Below are 16,037 nucleotides of genomic sequence, written 5' to 3'. Positions count from 1 at the left end.
CAATGTAAGGGCAATATAGTAAAGTTTTTTTTTAATTCAACTGAAACTATTTAGAAAAAACGTTGATTTTATCAGTTTTTTCCCAAGAAAATGATCCATCATCTCCTGGAGTTCTACCGAAGTGGCCATAGGCTGCTGTTTTTTCATATATAGGTCTATTAAGGTTCAACATCTCTCTAATTCCTCTAGGACTGAGATCAAAATTTTCATTAATCTTTTCAACAACAAATTTGTTTTTATCTAAATCATTATCAAACAAATCAACATAAATTGATAAAGGTTTTGAAACTCCTATTGCATAAGCTAACTGTATCAAACATTTATCTGCTATTTTTGAAGCAACAACATTTTTAGCAATATATCTTGCCGCATAAGCAGCAGATCTATCTACTTTTGTAGGATCCTTACCTGAAAATGCTCCTCCTCCATGGGGTGCTGCTCCACCATAGGTATCCACAATAATTTTTCTTCCTGTTAAACCACAGTCACCATCTGGACCACCTATTACAAAATTACCAGTTGGGTTTACATAAAACTCTTCCTCATTAAAGTCTTTAAGAAATTTTTCTGGAATTGATTTTAACATATACGGTCTTAATAATTCTCTTACCTGAACTTGATTAATATCAGAAGAATGTTGAGATGATATAACAACAGATTTTACTTTGGTCGGTTTACCATCAACATATTCGAATGTAACTTGGCTTTTTGAGTCAGGTTCAATATTTTTTAATTTACCAGATTTTCTATCCTCGGCCATAAGTCTTAAAATTTTATGCGAATAATGAATTGGTGCAGGCATATATACATCTGTTTCATTACATGCATAACCAAACATTATACCTTGATCTCCAGCACCCTCATCTTTATTTCCAGATGAGTCTACACCCATTGCAATATCAGCAGATTGAGAATGCAAATGACTTTCTATTTTTGTTGCTTCTTTCCAGGTAAATCCTTCCTGATCATATCCAATATCTTTTACACAATTCCTTACTTTTTCGATTAAATCATCTTTTTTAATCTCAGGTCCTCTTACTTCACCTGCAAGCACAACTTTATTTGTTGTCGTTAAAGTTTCACAAGCAACTCTTGAATAAGGATCTCCAGAAATGTAACTGTCAACAACCATATCAGAAATTCTATCTGATACTTTATCTGGATGTCCCTCTGAAACTGACTCGCTTGTAAATAGGAAATTTTTTAAATTACTCATTTTTAAATCTATTAAATGAAAATATTAAAAAAATATACAATAAAATTATTAAAGCAAAAATTTTATTCCCATATTTAGAAAAGACTGTTGGTTGAATTTTTCTCATTTTCGTAAAATCAATATATCCAACTTCATTAAAGTTAATTCTTTCCTCAACGATACCGAGAGGATTTACTATCGCAGCTATTCCGTTATTAGCTGATCTAATTACATATTTTCCACTTTCTATAGCTCGAAATATACTGTGAACAAAGTGCTGTTCTGGTCCTATTGATTGACCAAACCATCCATCCTCTGAAATATTCACTATTATATCAAAGTCATAGTTTTTATATAATTTTCCAGAATAAATTATCTCATAACAAATTAATGGTAAAAATTTTATAGAAAAATTTTTTTGATTTAACTCTATAATTTCCCTTTTTTGACCTTTTGAGTAAGATTGATAATTGTTGGTTAAAGATTTGAGACCTAATTTTTTTAATAAATTTTCCATGGGTAAAAATTCGCCAAACGGTACAAGATTTATTTTATTATAATAATTCAATAAATTAAGATTATGATCATAAACAGATAAAGAATTGTAATACTTAATTTGATCATTAACTTTTGATTTGTTGTTGATGCCTAAAATTAGTAAATGATTTTCGTCAAAACTTTCGTTAAATAAATAATCATAACTTTGAATTTGATCCTGAGAAATTCCAGGCAATATACCCTCTGGCCAAATGAAAATTATTTTCTCTTTCTTAATTGGTGAACTAATATTTATAAGATCTTCTATAGTTGATAAAGGGCCCTCTCCTGAATAAAACCTATCCAAAGAAATATCTGTACCAACTAATCTTATTTTATAATCAAGTTTTTCAACATCATTATTGTAAAAATCCTGCTTATTTGAGTATCCAAAGAAGTAAAATAATAAAAATATTAAAGGTAAAATTAAGCAAAAAATTAAATCTTTTTTATCATTCCGTAAAATGAAGAGTGCAGGGCTTAGAAACAAAGTTATACAAAATAAGTTGAAAGAATATGTGCCTATTAAAGATGTTATGCTTAGAATTTCTAAATGATTTGAAAAACTATATGCAATTAAGTTCCAAGGAAAACCTGATAAAATCGAACCTCTAATGAATTCTAGAAAACCAAAGATTACAGAAAATAATAAAATTGAACTCAAAGTTTTATTTGGTTTAAAGAAAATAAACAAATAACAAACAAAACCGTAAAATAACGCAATAAAAGAAGGAACTAAAATTAGAGCAAATGGAATTAAAAATTTAAAATTTTCATCAAATGTTAATGAAATAGAGATCCAATATATATTTGTTAGAAAATATCCAAATCCAAATAACCAGCCATAGAAAAAAAATAATTTATGTTTATTCTCTTTTTTTTTAATTAAAAAAATAAAAAATAAGCTAAAAGATAGAAAATTAATTATTAAAAAATTGAAAGGTGGTAAACTTAATGAAGTTACCGCTCCAAGAAACAATAAATAAACTATATCGATATATGAATTTTTTTTCAATTTACTTAATTTTTGAGATAACTGATTTAAATATTTTTTCTTCTTCTTTTAACATTTTTAAATAATCTTTATTTTTTACATGATCAAATCCTAACAAGTGTAAAAAACCATGAATAAAAGTTTTAATAATTTTTTCTTTAAATTGTTTATCTGTTTGTGATTTCGGTTTATTCATAAAATTAAAACTAATAATTATATCCCCTAAGTAAGTTTGCTTTGATATTTTTAATATTTTACTAGATGGGAAAGATAAAATATCAGTAGATTTATTTTTATTTCTAAATTTTTTATTTAAAATTTTAATTTTTTTATTGTTTGAAAGAAGTAAAGATAAACTTATTTTTTTATTTAAAAATTTAAATTTTTTTGGAAAAGCATCACAAATACTTTTAAAAAAAAAATCTTTTTTTTTAAGTTTTTTAGACCAAGCCTTCTCTTCTGAGAAGACATTTAAATTAATCATTTTTAGAATAGGCTTTTACAATTTTAGAAACCAGTGGATGTCTAACTACATCTGAATGATCAAAGTCTACAACTGAAATTTCATTGAGATGCCCCAATAATTCTTTTGATCTAACTAATCCTGACATACTTTTGTTAGGTAGATCTATCTGAGTAGGATCTCCATTAACTACAATTTTTGAATTTTCACCGATCCTTGTTAAAAACATTTTTATTTGTGTATCTGTTGCATTTTGCGCTTCATCTAATATAGCAAAAGAATTTTTTAGTGTTCTACCTCTCATAAATGCCAAAGGAGCGATTTCAATATCACCAATTTCGATCATTCTTTGTATTTTTTCAAAATCAAATAGGTCGTACAAAGAGTCATATAAAGGTCTTAAATACGGATCTACTTTTTCTTTCATATCTCCGGGTAAAAAGCCAAGTCTCTCTCCTGCTTCAACAGCAGGCCTAGATAGAATAATTCTTTCTATTTTTTTTTCTAACAACATAGTCAAACCAACTGCTACAGCTAAAAAAGTTTTTCCTGTTCCAGCTGGACCTGCTGAGATTACAATATCACTTTGTCTTAGAGCTCTGACATAGCTTTTTTGTTTTTCAGATCTGGGAATAATTGATTTTTTTGGTGTTTTTATAATGTCAGTTACATTATTATTTTTAACTTTCTCTTTAATCATAAATTGATCAACTGATGATATAAGATCTTTATTTTCGATTGAACCATTATTTATAAATTGATTAGTTAAAAATTGAATTGCGTTTTTTATTAATTCATTTTTTTGTGGATCTGATTTTATCATTATTGAATTTCCCCTAGAATACAAACTAGAGTTAGTCATCTTTTCTAATTCTTTTAAATTTTTATTAAATTCTCCAGCAACACCCATGAGTAATTCATTGTTGTGAAATATTACACTTAATGAATTATTGTCTGAGTAAACAAATTTTAGAGTGGTATCGATTTTTTTTTTAATTGTATTATTCAAAGATTATGCCACCTTTTGATCTGGGTTGCTTAACAATTCTCCAAACAATGTAGTTCTATTACTATTTGTAATTTTTACTTTCACAATTTTTCCAATATGCTCTCTTTTACCATTAAAAATTACTGATGTCATATATTCAGTTCTTCCAAAAGCTTTGGATTTATCTTCAGTTAAATTTTCAACCAAAACATCGATTGTTCTATTTTCTAATTTTTTGTTCATTTGAGTTTGATTTTCAGATAATAAATTTTGAATAAATTCTAACCTTTTCATTGAAATTTTTTTATCAATTAAATCTAAACCTTCTGCCTTTGTCCCAGGCCTTGGACTAAAAATAAATGAGTAAGAATTTATAAAATTAACTTTTTTAATTAAATCGACTGTACTTTTGAAGTCTTCTTCAGTTTCACCAGGATAACCAATAATAAAATCACTTGAAAATTCAATTGATTGATTAATTTTTTTCAATTCATCATAAACTTTTAAATAACGATCTATTTTATGTTTTCTATTCATCAACTTTAAAATCCTATCGGATCCACTCTGAACTGGAAGATGGACTAAAGGCATTAACTTTTTAGAGACTTTGTATACTTCAATTAAATCATCAGTCATATCTTTTGGATGCGAAGTTGTGTATCTAATTCTTTTTATGTCTTTAATCTTTTCAGTTTCTAAAATTAAATCAGATAGTCTTTTGCTATTATAATTGTAAGCATTTACATTTTGTCCCAAAAGTATGATTTCTTTTGCTCCATTATCAGACAAATAATTCGCCTCCTCAATTATTTGATTGAATGGTCTAGAATATTCCGGTCCACGAGTATATGGAACCACACAAAAATGACAAAACTTATCACATCCTTCTTGAATAGTTAAAAAAGACGAAACTTTACCTGACTCATTCTTTATTTTACTAAAATATTTAAATTTTGAAACAGCATCAAAATCTGTTTGTTCAATTTTTTTTCTTTTTTCAATATGATCCAGAATTGTTTCGTTAATCTTATGATAGGCTTGAGGGCCAATCACTAAATCTATATAGGGCTCACGTTTAAGCATCTCTTGGTTTTCTGCTTGAGCAACACATCCTGCTATTATTACTAATGGTTTCTTTTTGTTTCTAAAGCTTTTTTTAACTCTTCCTATTTCAGAATAAACTTTTTCTTTTGCCTTATCTCTAATGTGACAAGTGTTTAATAAATAACAGTCAGCCTCTTCTAGTTTTTCACTTTTTTGATAACCAATTTTCTTTACAGAATCAAAAATTCTATTTGAATCATATTCATTCATTTGACAACCAAAGGTTTTAATAAATATTTTCTTTTTTAAAATTAAATTATTTAAGTTTTGCTGCATGTTCATCAATCTTTGCATTAAATGATACTGATCTTCTTTCTTCTATTGTACCGGAAAAAGGATAAACAATATGCATCATGTAACTTGGGAAAAAATAAAAATCACCCACTTGTGGTGTTATTATGTAAGTTGGTGTACAAACAAATCTTTTTGAACCATCAATAAGTACCAACTTTCCATTATGGTTAGTTTTTTTTGAATTTTGCACAGTATTACCCATATTTTTTGGCACTTTTAGGTAGCCTACACCAGAAATTTGACCATCATGAAAATGGATCGGATTGTAATCATTTTTAAATTGTTTCACGACCCAAGAGTCAATTATATCAAATTTTTTTATTGAAATATCGTGACCTTCTAGGAGCCATTTTTGACAAGACTTCCCCAAAAATTCTGCCCATTTAATTTTTTTCATGAATTCAATGTCTAAACGAAATTCTTGTGCGACGTTGCCTATTAAAAAAGGGCCATGATCAAATTTTTTTTCATCTTCTTTCGTTAAATCATCTATAAACTTGTTCATTTCCATTATAATTTCATTTGGAATGACGGTCTTGACAATTGATGGTCCAAAAGGTTTTAAAATTTCAAAGCTCATATTTTTTTTTTAATTCCGTATAATTCTAATTTATGATCTACTAAAGTGTACCCATATTTATCTGCTACCTTTTTTTGAAGTTTTTCGATTTCTTCATCAACAAATTCTATTATTTCACCTGACTTCACATCTATTAAATGATCATGATGTCCTTCATTAAGCTCTTCATACCTTGCTTTTCCACCTTTAAACTCATGCTTTGTAAGTATTCCAGATTCTTCAAATAATTTTACTGTTCTGTAGACGGTAGCAATACTTATTTTATTATCAATCTTTGAAACTCTATTGTAAAGTTCATCAACATCAGGGTGATCAGTAGACTCGGACATGACCTGAGCAATTATTTTTCTCTGATCTGTCAATTTCACACCTTTTGCTAAACATTTTTGTTCAATTGTTTCTGACATAATTTAATTTTAACTTATATAAATAGGGTTAATCAAATTTTTTTTAATTTTAAATTTATCGCACAAATAAGGGACATTTTCATATTTTACATCTTTTTCACCTTTAAAATCGTCTAAGCTATAACAATAATAATCAATATTTTTTGCTAATTTGAGAGCCTTTACAACAGAAATAGAATTCCTAATCCCTGCAAAACTTCCTGGACCTCTATTAATGTATATTTTGTTAATATCCTTCAATTCAAATTTATTTAATTCTAAAAATTCTTTTATTATTAAAGTTAATTTTTCATAATTTATTTTAGTATTCTCATGAGTAATATTGTAAATATCGTTATTAGCTATGATCATTAAAAAAATTTTATCTCCAGCTACATCAATTATAAGTTTATTCATTTTATCTTTATTTTTAAATTTAAGTTCTAAATCAGATGAAAATAATATCAAATTATATTCAGAAGATAATGGAATTTTATCAATAATGTACCATCGTTTTAATGAAACAAAATATCCATCCACAAACATTAAAATGGATGTTTTCAAAGAACATATGAAAATAATAAAAAACTCAAAATATGAGTTCCTTAATCCTAATGAATTTGAAAATAAATTTAAAATTTCTAAATCGAATAAAGAAATTTTATTAACTATTGATGATGGATTTGAGTCTTTCTACTTAGAAGCATGGCCTTTCTTAAAAGAAAATAATATTCCATTTATATTATTTGTATCAACAGAAGCTGTTGGAAAAAGAGGATATATGACATGGGACCAAATTAGAGAAGTTGAATCAAAAAACTTCTCTTTAATTGGACATCACTCTCATAGTCATGAATACCTTATAGATGAAGGTGAGAATAATTTTATTTTAGATATTGCCAAAGCAAACGTTATATTTCAAAAAGAATTAGGATATATACCAAATTTTTTTTCATATCCTTTTGGAGAATATTCTAAATTTATGCGAGATTATATATCCAAAAATTTTAAATTTGCATTTGGACAACATTCAGGTGTAATTGATCTCAATAAAAACAAATTTGAACTACCTAGATTTCCAATAAATGAAAAGTATGGAGAACTTAAAAGATTTAAATCTATAATAAATTACTATCCCTTAGAATATAAAAATTTATATCCAAGTGAAAAACAACTTACAATAAATGATAATCCTCCAAATTTTAAAGTTGAATTTTTTAAAGAACAAAAAAACTTAAGTAAAATTACTTGTTATTCCAACGAAGGAGACAAGTGGGATAAATCTAAAACTAATTTATCTAATCAAATCCTAACTATTGAATTTAGAGAACCTTTTAAACCTAGAAGAGGTAGGATAAACTGTTCTTTAAACGATAATGGTAAATGGAGATGGTTTGGAGTTCAATTTCCTATCAAGAAAAATTAAATCAAGCTTTCTAAATCCTTACTAGATGGCAACAACCTTGCCTCATCAAAATCCTTTAATTTATTTTGAGTGATTATTTTTTGTAATACTTCAATGTACTGACTTCCAGTTTCTGCATACTTATCTAAGTGTTTAGATAAAATTAAACTATCAAGTGGTTTATCATCACCTCTCAATTCACTTCTAGCTTTTCTCAGATTTATATAGGATTTATGAGTATTTAAATTTCTTAAGTATGCTCTTACAGATAATTGTAAACTATTAAATTTCATTACTTTGTGAGTTTCGCCTTTCTCAGCTTCTTTGGGCTTTAAACCTTCACCTGACCATGTCCATTGACCAAATAAAGCATTTCCTTTTCTTGCAAATCTTGAAGTTCCCCAACCTGTTTCTTTTGCTGCTTGTGCAATTGCTAAGGAAGCTGGAATTTCATCCATTCTTACCTTTAATGATGAAAAATCATTTTGCCTAACGCCATATTGCTTAAATTTTTTTTCAAGCCATTTTTTTTCGATGTCGGTATTGCTACTTTTATTTAAAATCGTAAAGAGTCTTTTTCTATCTATTCTTATTTTAGTGTTTTCTTTAACAATCAATGGGAGAATTATTTTAATAAACATCTCCTTTTTTCTCTTTGAACTAGAGATGTCATTTATTTCGTTTGGAAGAAGTCCTATATCGATAGGTTTTACAAGTTTATTTTCCCTCACATCTTTTAAATTATAATTTACCTCCTTAAATAATGAATTAATTTCTGAGGTTGTGTATCTGACTAAATTAATTTCTGAATTATTTTCCTCTAAAATATCATAAAGTAAATCCATCTCATCTACTTCATCTATAATATCTTCTTCTATTAAATTGTTTGCATTAAGTTTTTTTAATAAAAGATTTTTAGAATTATTGGTAAATTCTTTATGATTAAAATTTTTTTCAGCAAAGTTAAAAAACGCAGGAGTTATATAAAAAAATGAAATTAAAAAAATTCCACTTAACATAAATCTAGAAATAGAATTAATGCTTTTATTTTTAGTAAATTGAAATTTAATTGAATTTTTTTTCATAAAGTTTTATATCGCAACAACTTCTTTTACCTCTGGAAGGTAATGACATAAAAGATTTTGTACCCCTTGCTTTAAAGTCATTGTTGAACTTGGACAGCCTGAACAACTTCCTTGTAATTGCACTTTTACTATTCCATCTTTAAATTCTTTAAATTTTATATCACCACCATCTCTTGCAACTGCAGGTCTAATCTTTTGATCTAAAATTTTTACAATTTTTTCCTCAATTTCACTTAGATCGTTATTTTTTTCTTCTTCATTTTCATCAATAACATATTCTTTACCATCTAAATAAAAATCGTTTATTAATGAAATAACAATATGTTTAATTTCGTCCCATTTAATTTGGTCATTTTTATTTACTGAAATAAAATCTTGTCCTAAAAAAATACCTTCAACCCCATTAACTGATAAGATATTTCTGACCAAATCATTATTTATTTGATCTTTATTTGTGATTTCATAAGGACCACTATTTGATACTTTCTTCCCAGGAAGAAATTTCAAAGAATTAGGATTTGGCGTTATTTCAGTTTGTACGAACATGTTGTAAATATATATAGAGCTTATTTCTAAAATTTAAACTTGATATTTAAATTATATTAAAATCCTAGTATTTCTTTAATTCTATCTATCTTTTTTGATGCAATTGAGTTTGCTTTTTCAACTCCTTCTAGAAGGATTTTATCTAAATAAGGTTGATCATTTAAAAGTTTTTTTATTTCCAAAGATATAGGTTCAATCTTTTTAACCAATAAATCAGAAAGTTGATTTTTAAATTCAGAAAAATTTTTACCTGAAAAATTTTCGACTGTATTTTGTAAAGTTAAATTATTTAAACTAGAATATATGCCAAGAAGGTTTCTTGCCTCTAACCTCTCATTTAATTCTTCGACACTACTTGGCATTGGTAACGGATCAGTTTTTGCTTTTTTTATTTTATTTACAATTGCATCTCTGTCATCTGTTAAATTAATTCTGCTTAAATCTGACAGTTCAGATTTACTCATCTTTTTTGATCCATCTTTTAAACTCATAATCCTAGAAAATTCTTTTTGAATTAAAGGTTCGGGTACTTGCAAAAAGTTATCTTGATCAAAATCGTTATTAAACTTTTGAGCAATATCTCTACATAGCTCAAGATGTTGTTTTTGATCATCACCAACAGGGACATGGGTCGCATCGTACAAAAGAATATCTGCTGCCATTAAAACAGGATATGAGTACAATCCAACGCTTGCTTTTTCTTTATCTTTACCAGCTTTTTCCTTGAATTGTGTCATTCTATTTAACCAACCCATTCGAGCAACACAGCTCAAAATCCAAGCTCCCTCTGAATGAGCTGCTACACCAGACTGATTAAAAATAATACTTTTTTTAGGATCAATTCCACTTGCTATAAAAGTAGCTACGGTCTCTCGAATATTTTTTTTTAGCTCTTTTGGGTCTTGTTTAACTGTAATTGCATGCAGATCAACCACACAGAATATACAATCATTATCAACGTCATTATTAAGGTCTACAAAGTTTTTGATTGCACCCAAATAATTACCGAGATGGAGATTACCTGTTGGCTGAACGCCAGAAAATATTTTTTTACCCATATTTTTAATAGTTTATTTTAATATCACTAATTTTAAAAGCTTTGATGAAATAACAAATAAATATGTATAAGAACAGTGCAAATAAGACGCTTAAGACTAAATAAATTGATTTAAAGCTATAATAAAATGAAAGTTGATTTTCAAAAAAGTTTAATAGAAAATTAAAGAATAATCCCATTAAAAATGATGCAAAAATTATTTTACAGAAATTTAAAAAAAAGTTATTTTGAAAATAGAATAAATTATTATTTTTTAAGTATATAAATAATAATGCTGCATTAAACCACGATGAAATTGAAGTTGCGATTGGAATTATAATAAAACCTATTTTGTTAAAATAATAAATACTAATCAAAATATTTAAAAGGACCGAAATTAACGAAATATAAAATGGTATTTTTGTATTATGATTAGCAAATAAAAAACTTGAAAAAACTTTTATCAAAGCAAAAGCAGGTAAACCTAAAGCAAAATAAAATAAAGCAAGACTTGAGTTAACAACAGATTCTTTATTAAAGCTACCATAACCAAACAACGCTGAAATTATTTCCTCTGAAGCAATCACTAAAGCTAGTGTTGCTGGAACACTTAAAAATAAACTCAACTCTAAAGCTTTGTTTTGAATAAGAGAAATTTTTTCTTCATTTTTAGTGTCTACAAACCTTGAAAGTTGTGGCAGAATTACAACTCCAATGGCAATACCAGCTATCGCTAGATTGATTTGATAAATTCTGTCTGCGTAATAAAGGTAAGAGACTGCACTAGCCTGAAACGAGGCGATAATTGTTCCAACCAAAATATTGATTTGTGTTACGCCAGATGAAAAGATACTCGGTAAAAGCTTTATAAAAAAAAATTTTACCTTTTCATCACTTGCTAACTTAAAATTAAATTTAAATGAAAAAAATTTTTTAACAAAATAATATAAAAAAATTAACTGTAAAAATCCTGCTAAAGATACACCATAAGCTAAATAGTAAACAAGCTCGTCTCCTAAAGCTTTAGAAAATAATAAAACAATTATTAAAATAACATTTAATAGAATTGGTGCTGCCGAAGCTGCAGCGAATTTATTATGAGAATTTAATATTGCAGAAAAAAAAGATGCTAAACTAATAAATAATAAAAAAGGAAAAGTAATCCTTGTTAAACTGACAGCTAAATCCATTTTTTCTAGATCATCCACAAAACCTGGGGCAATAATTGATACAAATCCAGGCATAAAAATCTGAACGACAATTGTTAAAATTAAGAGACCTAAAAATAAAAGATTAAAAATATTATTTGCAAAATTGTTTGCAGATTTTTTTCCTTTATTCATTTCAGACGTATAGCTAGGTACAAAAGCTGCATTGAAAGTTCCTTCTGAAAATAATCTTCTAAATGTATTAGGAATTCGAAATGCTACAAAAAAAGCATCTGCCAACAAACCTGTTCCAAGAAATATTGCAATTAATATATCTCTAATATATCCAAGCAATCTACTAATGATGGTATAAAAGCCAAATGTGCCTGTTGACTTAATTAAGTTCATAAATCATATTAGTCTTAATTTTACCCTAATTGTATACTTATTATCAGAATATATAGATCAAATATTCTAAATAATAAAAAATATAAAATAGATAAAGTATATATTCAGTTTAATAAAAATGAAAAAAACACAGATTGATCATTACACAGATAAAGAGGCTTTAGATTTTCATAAGGATAAAAAACCTGGCAAGATCGAAATAATTTCTTCAAAGAACATGACCACTAAAAGAGACCTTGCTCTTGCTTATTCTCCAGGGGTTGCTGCCCCAGTTAAAAAAATTAGTGAGGATCCCGAAGCAGCTTATGATTATACTAGTAAAGGAAACTTAGTAGCAGTAATTAGTAATGGTTCAGCGATTTTAGGATTGGGCAACTTAGGTGCATTAGCCTCAAAACCAGTTATGGAGGGAAAGGCAGTACTATTTAAAAGATTTGCAGATATAGATTCGATTGATTTAGAAATAGACTGTAAAGATACAAATGAAATTATCAATTCAATTAAAAACTTTGCTCCGAGTTTTGGAGGAATAAATTTAGAGGATATAGCCGCACCGGATTGTTTTATTATTGAACAAAAGCTGAAAGAAATATTAGATATTCCAGTATTTCATGATGATCAACATGGAACAGCAATCATCACAACGGCTGCTTTACTAAACGCACTCGATATAAGTGGAAAATCTATTAAGGATATAAAAGTCGTTGTTAATGGTGCTGGTGCATCTGCTCAAGCATGTACAGAGTTATTTATTAACTCAGGTGTTAAATCTGAAAATGTAATAATGTTAGATCGAAAAGGTGTGATTTATAAAGGAAGAGCGGAGGGTATAGATCAATGGAAATCAAGATTTGCAATTAATACAAATTTAAGAACATTGAGTGATGCACTTAAAGGAGCTGATGTATTCTTGGGATTATCCTCTAAAGGTGTTTTAAAAAAAGATATGGTTAAAAGCATGTCTAAAAATCCAATTATATTTGCATGTGCAAATCCTGATCCAGAAATTACACCTGAAGAAATAAACGAAGTAAGAAATGATGTAATTATTGCAACTGGAAGATCAGATTATCCCAATCAAGTTAATAATTTAATTGGATTTCCTTATATATTCAGAGGCGCACTAGATGTTAGGTCAAAAACAATTAATGAAGAAATGAAGGTTGCTGCTGCTGAGGCAATAGCAAAACTTGCTAGAGAAGATGTACCAGATGAAGTTGTAGCAGCCATGGGAGGAGAAAGACCTCATTACGGTAAAGATTATATTATCCCATCAACTTTTGATCCAAGATTAATTAGTGTTATCCCAGCTGCTGTAGCTAAGGCAGCAATAGAAAGTGGAGTTGCTAGAAAAAAAATTGATAACTTTGAAAACTACAAAGAGCAACTAAAACAAAGATTAGACCCAACAGTTACAATTATGCAAGGAATAAACTCTTTTATTAAAAAAAATCAAAAAAGAATTGTTTTTGCAGATGGGGAAGATGAAAACACTTTAAAAGCTGCAATAGCATTTAAAAATTCAAAACTTGGTATTCCAATTTTAGTTGGTAAAGAAAGTAAAATTAAAGAGCAAATTAAAAATATTGGTTATAGCGAAAATTTTGATATTGAAATCACCAATTCAAAAGACGAAGAAAAAAGAAAAAAATACGTAAATCATTTGTTCAAAAAACTTCAAAGAGAACAAGGTTTATTAGAACGAGATTGCGATCGAATGGTCAGAAACGACAGAGTTGTCTGGGCTACAAGCATGGTAGCTTGTGGAGATGCAGATGGTGCAGTCACAGGAAACACCAGACGTTTTGGAGCATCTCTTGAAAAAATAAAACAAGTTGTTGATGTAAGAAAAGGTGAAATTATGTTTGGACTAAACATGGTTGTCAATAAAGGGAAAACAATTTTCATTGCAGATACAAGTGTTCATGAATACCCCACATCAGAAGAAATGGCAGAAATTGCAATTTCAGCTGCTAGAGTAGTAAGACTTTTTGGAATCGATCCAAAAATTGCGTTTGTTTCACACTCTACATTTGGGCAACCTTTAACGAGTAGAACAAAACACATTCGTACTGCAGTAGATATTTTAAAGGATAAACAAGTTAATTTTGAATTTGATGGTGATATGCAACCTGATGTTGCTCTAAATCCTGATTATGAAGAACTTTATCCTTTTGCGAAAATTGTAGGTAAAGCAAATATTTTAATAATGCCTGGACAACATAGTGCAGCAATATCTTATAAACTAATGAAAACTTTAGGTGATACTAAAGTTATAGGACCTTTATTAATTGGGCTTGGATTACCAATTGAGATAGCTCCACTTAGATCTTCAACGTCTGAAATTATTAATTTAGCTTCAATTGCTGCTTACTCATCAGAAGTTATTGAATATAAAATTGATTAATTTTTTTGAATTCTCAAATCCTCAAGTAGCAAAATACTTGCCACAACATCTTCAACATCTAGAATTTCTTTTGCTTCACTAATAACCATTTCTTTTTCTTCATCATTTAAAGCTATTCCGTAAACATAAATTTTCTTTTTATAGGTATCTATTTGATAATTTGTTGCTTTTATATTTTTATTTACTATCAGAGCTGTTCTTAGTTGAGACGTGATAAGTAGATCTTTTGCTGATTGCTTAAAATTAAATTCCTCTCTGATTTTGAGATCATTTCTTACTGATCTTGCACCTTTCGTTTCCCAAGCAATTTTAGTAATTTTTAATTTCTCCTCTGGAGCATCAACTTTTCCTGTTATAAAAATTCTTCCATCCAATACTTTAGTTTTGACTTTTAAAAAATGTTTTTTATCCATAGCAAATATTTTAGTTGAAATAGTTTTTTGCATAAAAGAATCATCAATTTGTGTTCCTACTGTTCTTGGATCAATCGCAACTGATACTCCGGTCCCAAACAAACCTGTTGAACTAACCCCTGGTATACAAGCAGCTAAAATAACCGACAGAAAAATAATTATTAAAATTTTAATTTTCATTTTTTAGTTTTAGGCAAAAATTATAAACTACTTTTTTTGGAATATTTTTGTTGTAACTTATTAAATCTGTAATTTCTTTTGTACTTAGTTTATTGATCATTTTTTTAATTGAATTAATATCAGATTCACTTAGTTTTTGTGAAGCTTTTTCTTCTTTTTTTTCAGAAACTACTATTGTTAATTCGCCTTTTAGTTCACTATTAAATAATTCTAATTCGTCTATATTCCTTCTAATATACTCCTCATATAATTTAGAAATTTCTCTACTAAGTACTATTTTTCTTCCATTAAAATATTTTTTAAATGCTGGAATAATCTTATTAACTTTTTTTGAAGATGAAAAAAAAACTAAACTATGATTAAAATTTGAAAGTTTTTTTAATTCATCATCAATTTGATTTTTTTTTTCGGGCAAAAAACCATAAAAAAAAAATTTATCAGAAAATCCACTTGCAGCAACTGCAGTTGTAACTGCTGATGGTCCAGGTATTGAAAATATATTAATATTATTTTTTATACATTCATTTATTAAAACCGAACCTGGATCAGAAATACTTGGAGTTCCTGCATCGGAAATCAGAGAAATTAATTTACCTAATTTTAAATATTCAATTACTTTTAAAGTATTTTTTTTTTCATTAAATTTATGATGTGAAATCAATTTAGATTTGATTTGATATTTGTCTAATAAATTTTTAGAAACGCGAGTATCCTCACATAATATATAATCTGATTTATCAAGAACTTCTAATGATCTAAACGATACATCTTTTAAATTACCTATTGGTGTTGCTACTAAATAAAGCCCATTTTTATAATTATTTGATTTAAATTGTGGTTTTATGATCATAATTCAACTTAAAAATTA

The 16,037-nt window shown here is 27.6% G+C and carries 16 protein-coding genes; 2 read left to right on the top strand and 14 right to left on the bottom strand.

The window, feature by feature from the left end; translation table 11 throughout:
- Window positions 1-46 precede the first annotated feature (46 nt).
- The 8 genes from metK to ACTTAX_RS05640 are packed head-to-tail and all read right to left on the bottom strand — an operon-like array spanning window position 47 to window position 7,105.
- Complete coding sequence (gene metK, locus ACTTAX_RS05675) at window positions 47-1,216, bottom strand: methionine adenosyltransferase (RefSeq protein ID WP_440693538.1); 1,170 nt, start codon at window positions 1,214-1,216, stop codon at window positions 47-49.
- Window positions 1,209-2,747, bottom strand: a complete 1,539-nt coding sequence (lnt, locus tag ACTTAX_RS05670; protein WP_440693536.1) for an apolipoprotein N-acyltransferase — start codon at window positions 2,745-2,747, stop codon at window positions 1,209-1,211. Before lnt ends, metK begins: the two co-directional genes overlap by 8 nt.
- Before the next feature lies 1 nt (window position 2,748).
- The gene (ybeY, locus tag ACTTAX_RS05665) at window positions 2,749-3,210 is read right to left on the bottom strand and encodes an rRNA maturation RNase YbeY (protein ID WP_440693535.1); all 462 of its coding nucleotides are present in this window, start codon (window positions 3,208-3,210) and stop codon (window positions 2,749-2,751) included.
- On the bottom strand, window positions 3,203-4,198 hold the full coding sequence (locus ACTTAX_RS05660; protein WP_262590057.1) for a PhoH family protein: 996 nt from the start codon (window positions 4,196-4,198) through the stop codon (window positions 3,203-3,205). Before ACTTAX_RS05660 ends, ybeY begins: the two co-directional genes overlap by 8 nt.
- 3 nt (window positions 4,199-4,201) lie before the next feature.
- The gene (gene miaB, locus ACTTAX_RS05655) at window positions 4,202-5,563 is read right to left on the bottom strand and encodes a tRNA (N6-isopentenyl adenosine(37)-C2)-methylthiotransferase MiaB (protein ID WP_440693763.1); all 1,362 of its coding nucleotides are present in this window, start codon (window positions 5,561-5,563) and stop codon (window positions 4,202-4,204) included.
- Window positions 5,538-6,155 carry a putative 2OG-Fe(II) oxygenase gene (locus tag ACTTAX_RS05650; protein WP_440693533.1) on the bottom strand — a complete coding sequence of 206 codons (618 nt, stop codon included), beginning with the start codon at window positions 6,153-6,155 and terminating at the stop codon, window positions 5,538-5,540. Before ACTTAX_RS05650 ends, miaB begins: the two co-directional genes overlap by 26 nt.
- On the bottom strand, window positions 6,152-6,562 hold the full coding sequence (locus tag ACTTAX_RS05645; protein ID WP_440693531.1) for a Fur family transcriptional regulator: 411 nt from the start codon (window positions 6,560-6,562) through the stop codon (window positions 6,152-6,154). The genes ACTTAX_RS05650 and ACTTAX_RS05645 overlap by 4 nt, the downstream gene beginning before the upstream one ends.
- A gap of 9 nt (window positions 6,563-6,571) precedes the next feature.
- Window positions 6,572-7,105, bottom strand: coding sequence for a peptidase M22 (locus ACTTAX_RS05640; protein ID WP_440693529.1), 534 nt, complete (start codon window positions 7,103-7,105; stop codon window positions 6,572-6,574).
- Between the two features lie 7 nt (window positions 7,106-7,112).
- Between ACTTAX_RS05640 and ACTTAX_RS05635 the strand changes: the two genes are divergently transcribed.
- Window positions 7,113-7,967, top strand: coding sequence for a polysaccharide deacetylase family protein (locus ACTTAX_RS05635; RefSeq protein ID WP_440693528.1), 855 nt, complete (start codon window positions 7,113-7,115; stop codon window positions 7,965-7,967).
- Here ACTTAX_RS05635 and ACTTAX_RS05630 read toward each other — a convergent pair.
- Genes ACTTAX_RS05630 through murJ form a run of 4 tightly spaced genes read right to left on the bottom strand, consistent with a single transcriptional unit; the run spans window position 7,964 to window position 12,169 of the window.
- Window positions 7,964-9,031 (bottom strand): glucosaminidase domain-containing protein, encoded by a 1,068-nt coding sequence (locus ACTTAX_RS05630; protein WP_440693526.1) that lies wholly within the window; start codon window positions 9,029-9,031, stop codon window positions 7,964-7,966. The genes ACTTAX_RS05635 and ACTTAX_RS05630 overlap by 4 nt on opposite strands.
- A gap of 6 nt (window positions 9,032-9,037) precedes the next feature.
- Complete coding sequence (locus ACTTAX_RS05625) at window positions 9,038-9,577, bottom strand: NifU family protein (RefSeq protein WP_440693524.1); 540 nt, start codon at window positions 9,575-9,577, stop codon at window positions 9,038-9,040.
- Window positions 9,578-9,633: 56 nt separating this feature from the next.
- Window positions 9,634-10,635 (bottom strand): tryptophan--tRNA ligase, encoded by a 1,002-nt coding sequence (gene trpS / locus ACTTAX_RS05620; RefSeq protein WP_440693522.1) that lies wholly within the window; start codon window positions 10,633-10,635, stop codon window positions 9,634-9,636.
- A gap of 4 nt (window positions 10,636-10,639) precedes the next feature.
- Window positions 10,640-12,169 carry a murein biosynthesis integral membrane protein MurJ gene (gene murJ / locus ACTTAX_RS05615; RefSeq protein WP_440693521.1) on the bottom strand — a complete coding sequence of 510 codons (1,530 nt, stop codon included), beginning with the start codon at window positions 12,167-12,169 and terminating at the stop codon, window positions 10,640-10,642.
- 118 nt (window positions 12,170-12,287) lie between these two features.
- On the opposite strand from murJ, the gene ACTTAX_RS05610 reads away from it, so the two are divergent.
- Window positions 12,288-14,576, top strand: coding sequence for an NADP-dependent malic enzyme (locus tag ACTTAX_RS05610; protein ID WP_440693519.1), 2,289 nt, complete (start codon window positions 12,288-12,290; stop codon window positions 14,574-14,576).
- On the opposite strand, the gene ACTTAX_RS05605 is transcribed toward ACTTAX_RS05610, so the two are convergent.
- Both ACTTAX_RS05605 and rsmI read right to left on the bottom strand, forming a co-directional pair.
- On the bottom strand, window positions 14,573-15,169 hold the full coding sequence (locus tag ACTTAX_RS05605) for a BON domain-containing protein (RefSeq protein WP_440693517.1): 597 nt from the start codon (window positions 15,167-15,169) through the stop codon (window positions 14,573-14,575). The genes ACTTAX_RS05610 and ACTTAX_RS05605 overlap by 4 nt on opposite strands.
- Window positions 15,159-16,019 carry a 16S rRNA (cytidine(1402)-2'-O)-methyltransferase gene (rsmI, locus tag ACTTAX_RS05600; protein WP_440693515.1) on the bottom strand — a complete coding sequence of 287 codons (861 nt, stop codon included), beginning with the start codon at window positions 16,017-16,019 and terminating at the stop codon, window positions 15,159-15,161. The genes ACTTAX_RS05605 and rsmI overlap by 11 nt, the downstream gene beginning before the upstream one ends.
- Window positions 16,020-16,037: the final 18 nt, after the last annotated feature.

Source organism: Candidatus Pelagibacter sp. HIMB1695, assembly GCF_052047655.1.
Classification (GTDB): domain Bacteria; phylum Pseudomonadota; class Alphaproteobacteria; order Pelagibacterales; family Pelagibacteraceae; genus Pelagibacter.
Note: the sequence above shows the minus strand (reverse complement) of the source record. Positions and strands in the feature narration are given on the sequence as shown.

Excerpts from the sequence above, each read along its gene's own strand:
- metK (WP_440693538.1), bottom strand. The coding sequence starts at position 1,216 with ATGAGTAATTTAAAAAATTTCCTATTTACAAGCGAGTCAGTTTCAGAG.
- ybeY (WP_440693535.1), bottom strand. The coding sequence starts at position 3,210 with ATGATTAATTTAAATGTCTTCTCAGAAGAGAAGGCTTGGTCTAAAAAA.
- miaB (WP_440693763.1), bottom strand. The coding sequence starts at position 5,563 with ATGAACATGCAGCAAAACTTAAATAATTTAATTTTAAAAAAGAAAATA.
- ACTTAX_RS05650 (WP_440693533.1), bottom strand. The coding sequence starts at position 6,155 with ATGAGCTTTGAAATTTTAAAACCTTTTGGACCATCAATTGTCAAGACC.
- ACTTAX_RS05645 (WP_440693531.1), bottom strand. The coding sequence starts at position 6,562 with ATGTCAGAAACAATTGAACAAAAATGTTTAGCAAAAGGTGTGAAATTG.
- ACTTAX_RS05635 (WP_440693528.1), top strand. The coding sequence starts at position 7,113 with ATGAAAATAATAAAAAACTCAAAATATGAGTTCCTTAATCCTAATGAA.
- ACTTAX_RS05630 (WP_440693526.1), bottom strand. The coding sequence starts at position 9,031 with ATGAAAAAAAATTCAATTAAATTTCAATTTACTAAAAATAAAAGCATT.
- ACTTAX_RS05625 (WP_440693524.1), bottom strand. The coding sequence starts at position 9,577 with ATGTTCGTACAAACTGAAATAACGCCAAATCCTAATTCTTTGAAATTT.
- trpS (WP_440693522.1), bottom strand. The coding sequence starts at position 10,635 with ATGGGTAAAAAAATATTTTCTGGCGTTCAGCCAACAGGTAATCTCCAT.
- murJ (WP_440693521.1), bottom strand. The coding sequence starts at position 12,169 with ATGAACTTAATTAAGTCAACAGGCACATTTGGCTTTTATACCATCATT.
- ACTTAX_RS05610 (WP_440693519.1), top strand. The coding sequence starts at position 12,288 with ATGAAAAAAACACAGATTGATCATTACACAGATAAAGAGGCTTTAGAT.
- ACTTAX_RS05605 (WP_440693517.1), bottom strand. The coding sequence starts at position 15,169 with ATGAAAATTAAAATTTTAATAATTATTTTTCTGTCGGTTATTTTAGCT.
- rsmI (WP_440693515.1), bottom strand. The coding sequence starts at position 16,019 with ATGATCATAAAACCACAATTTAAATCAAATAATTATAAAAATGGGCTT.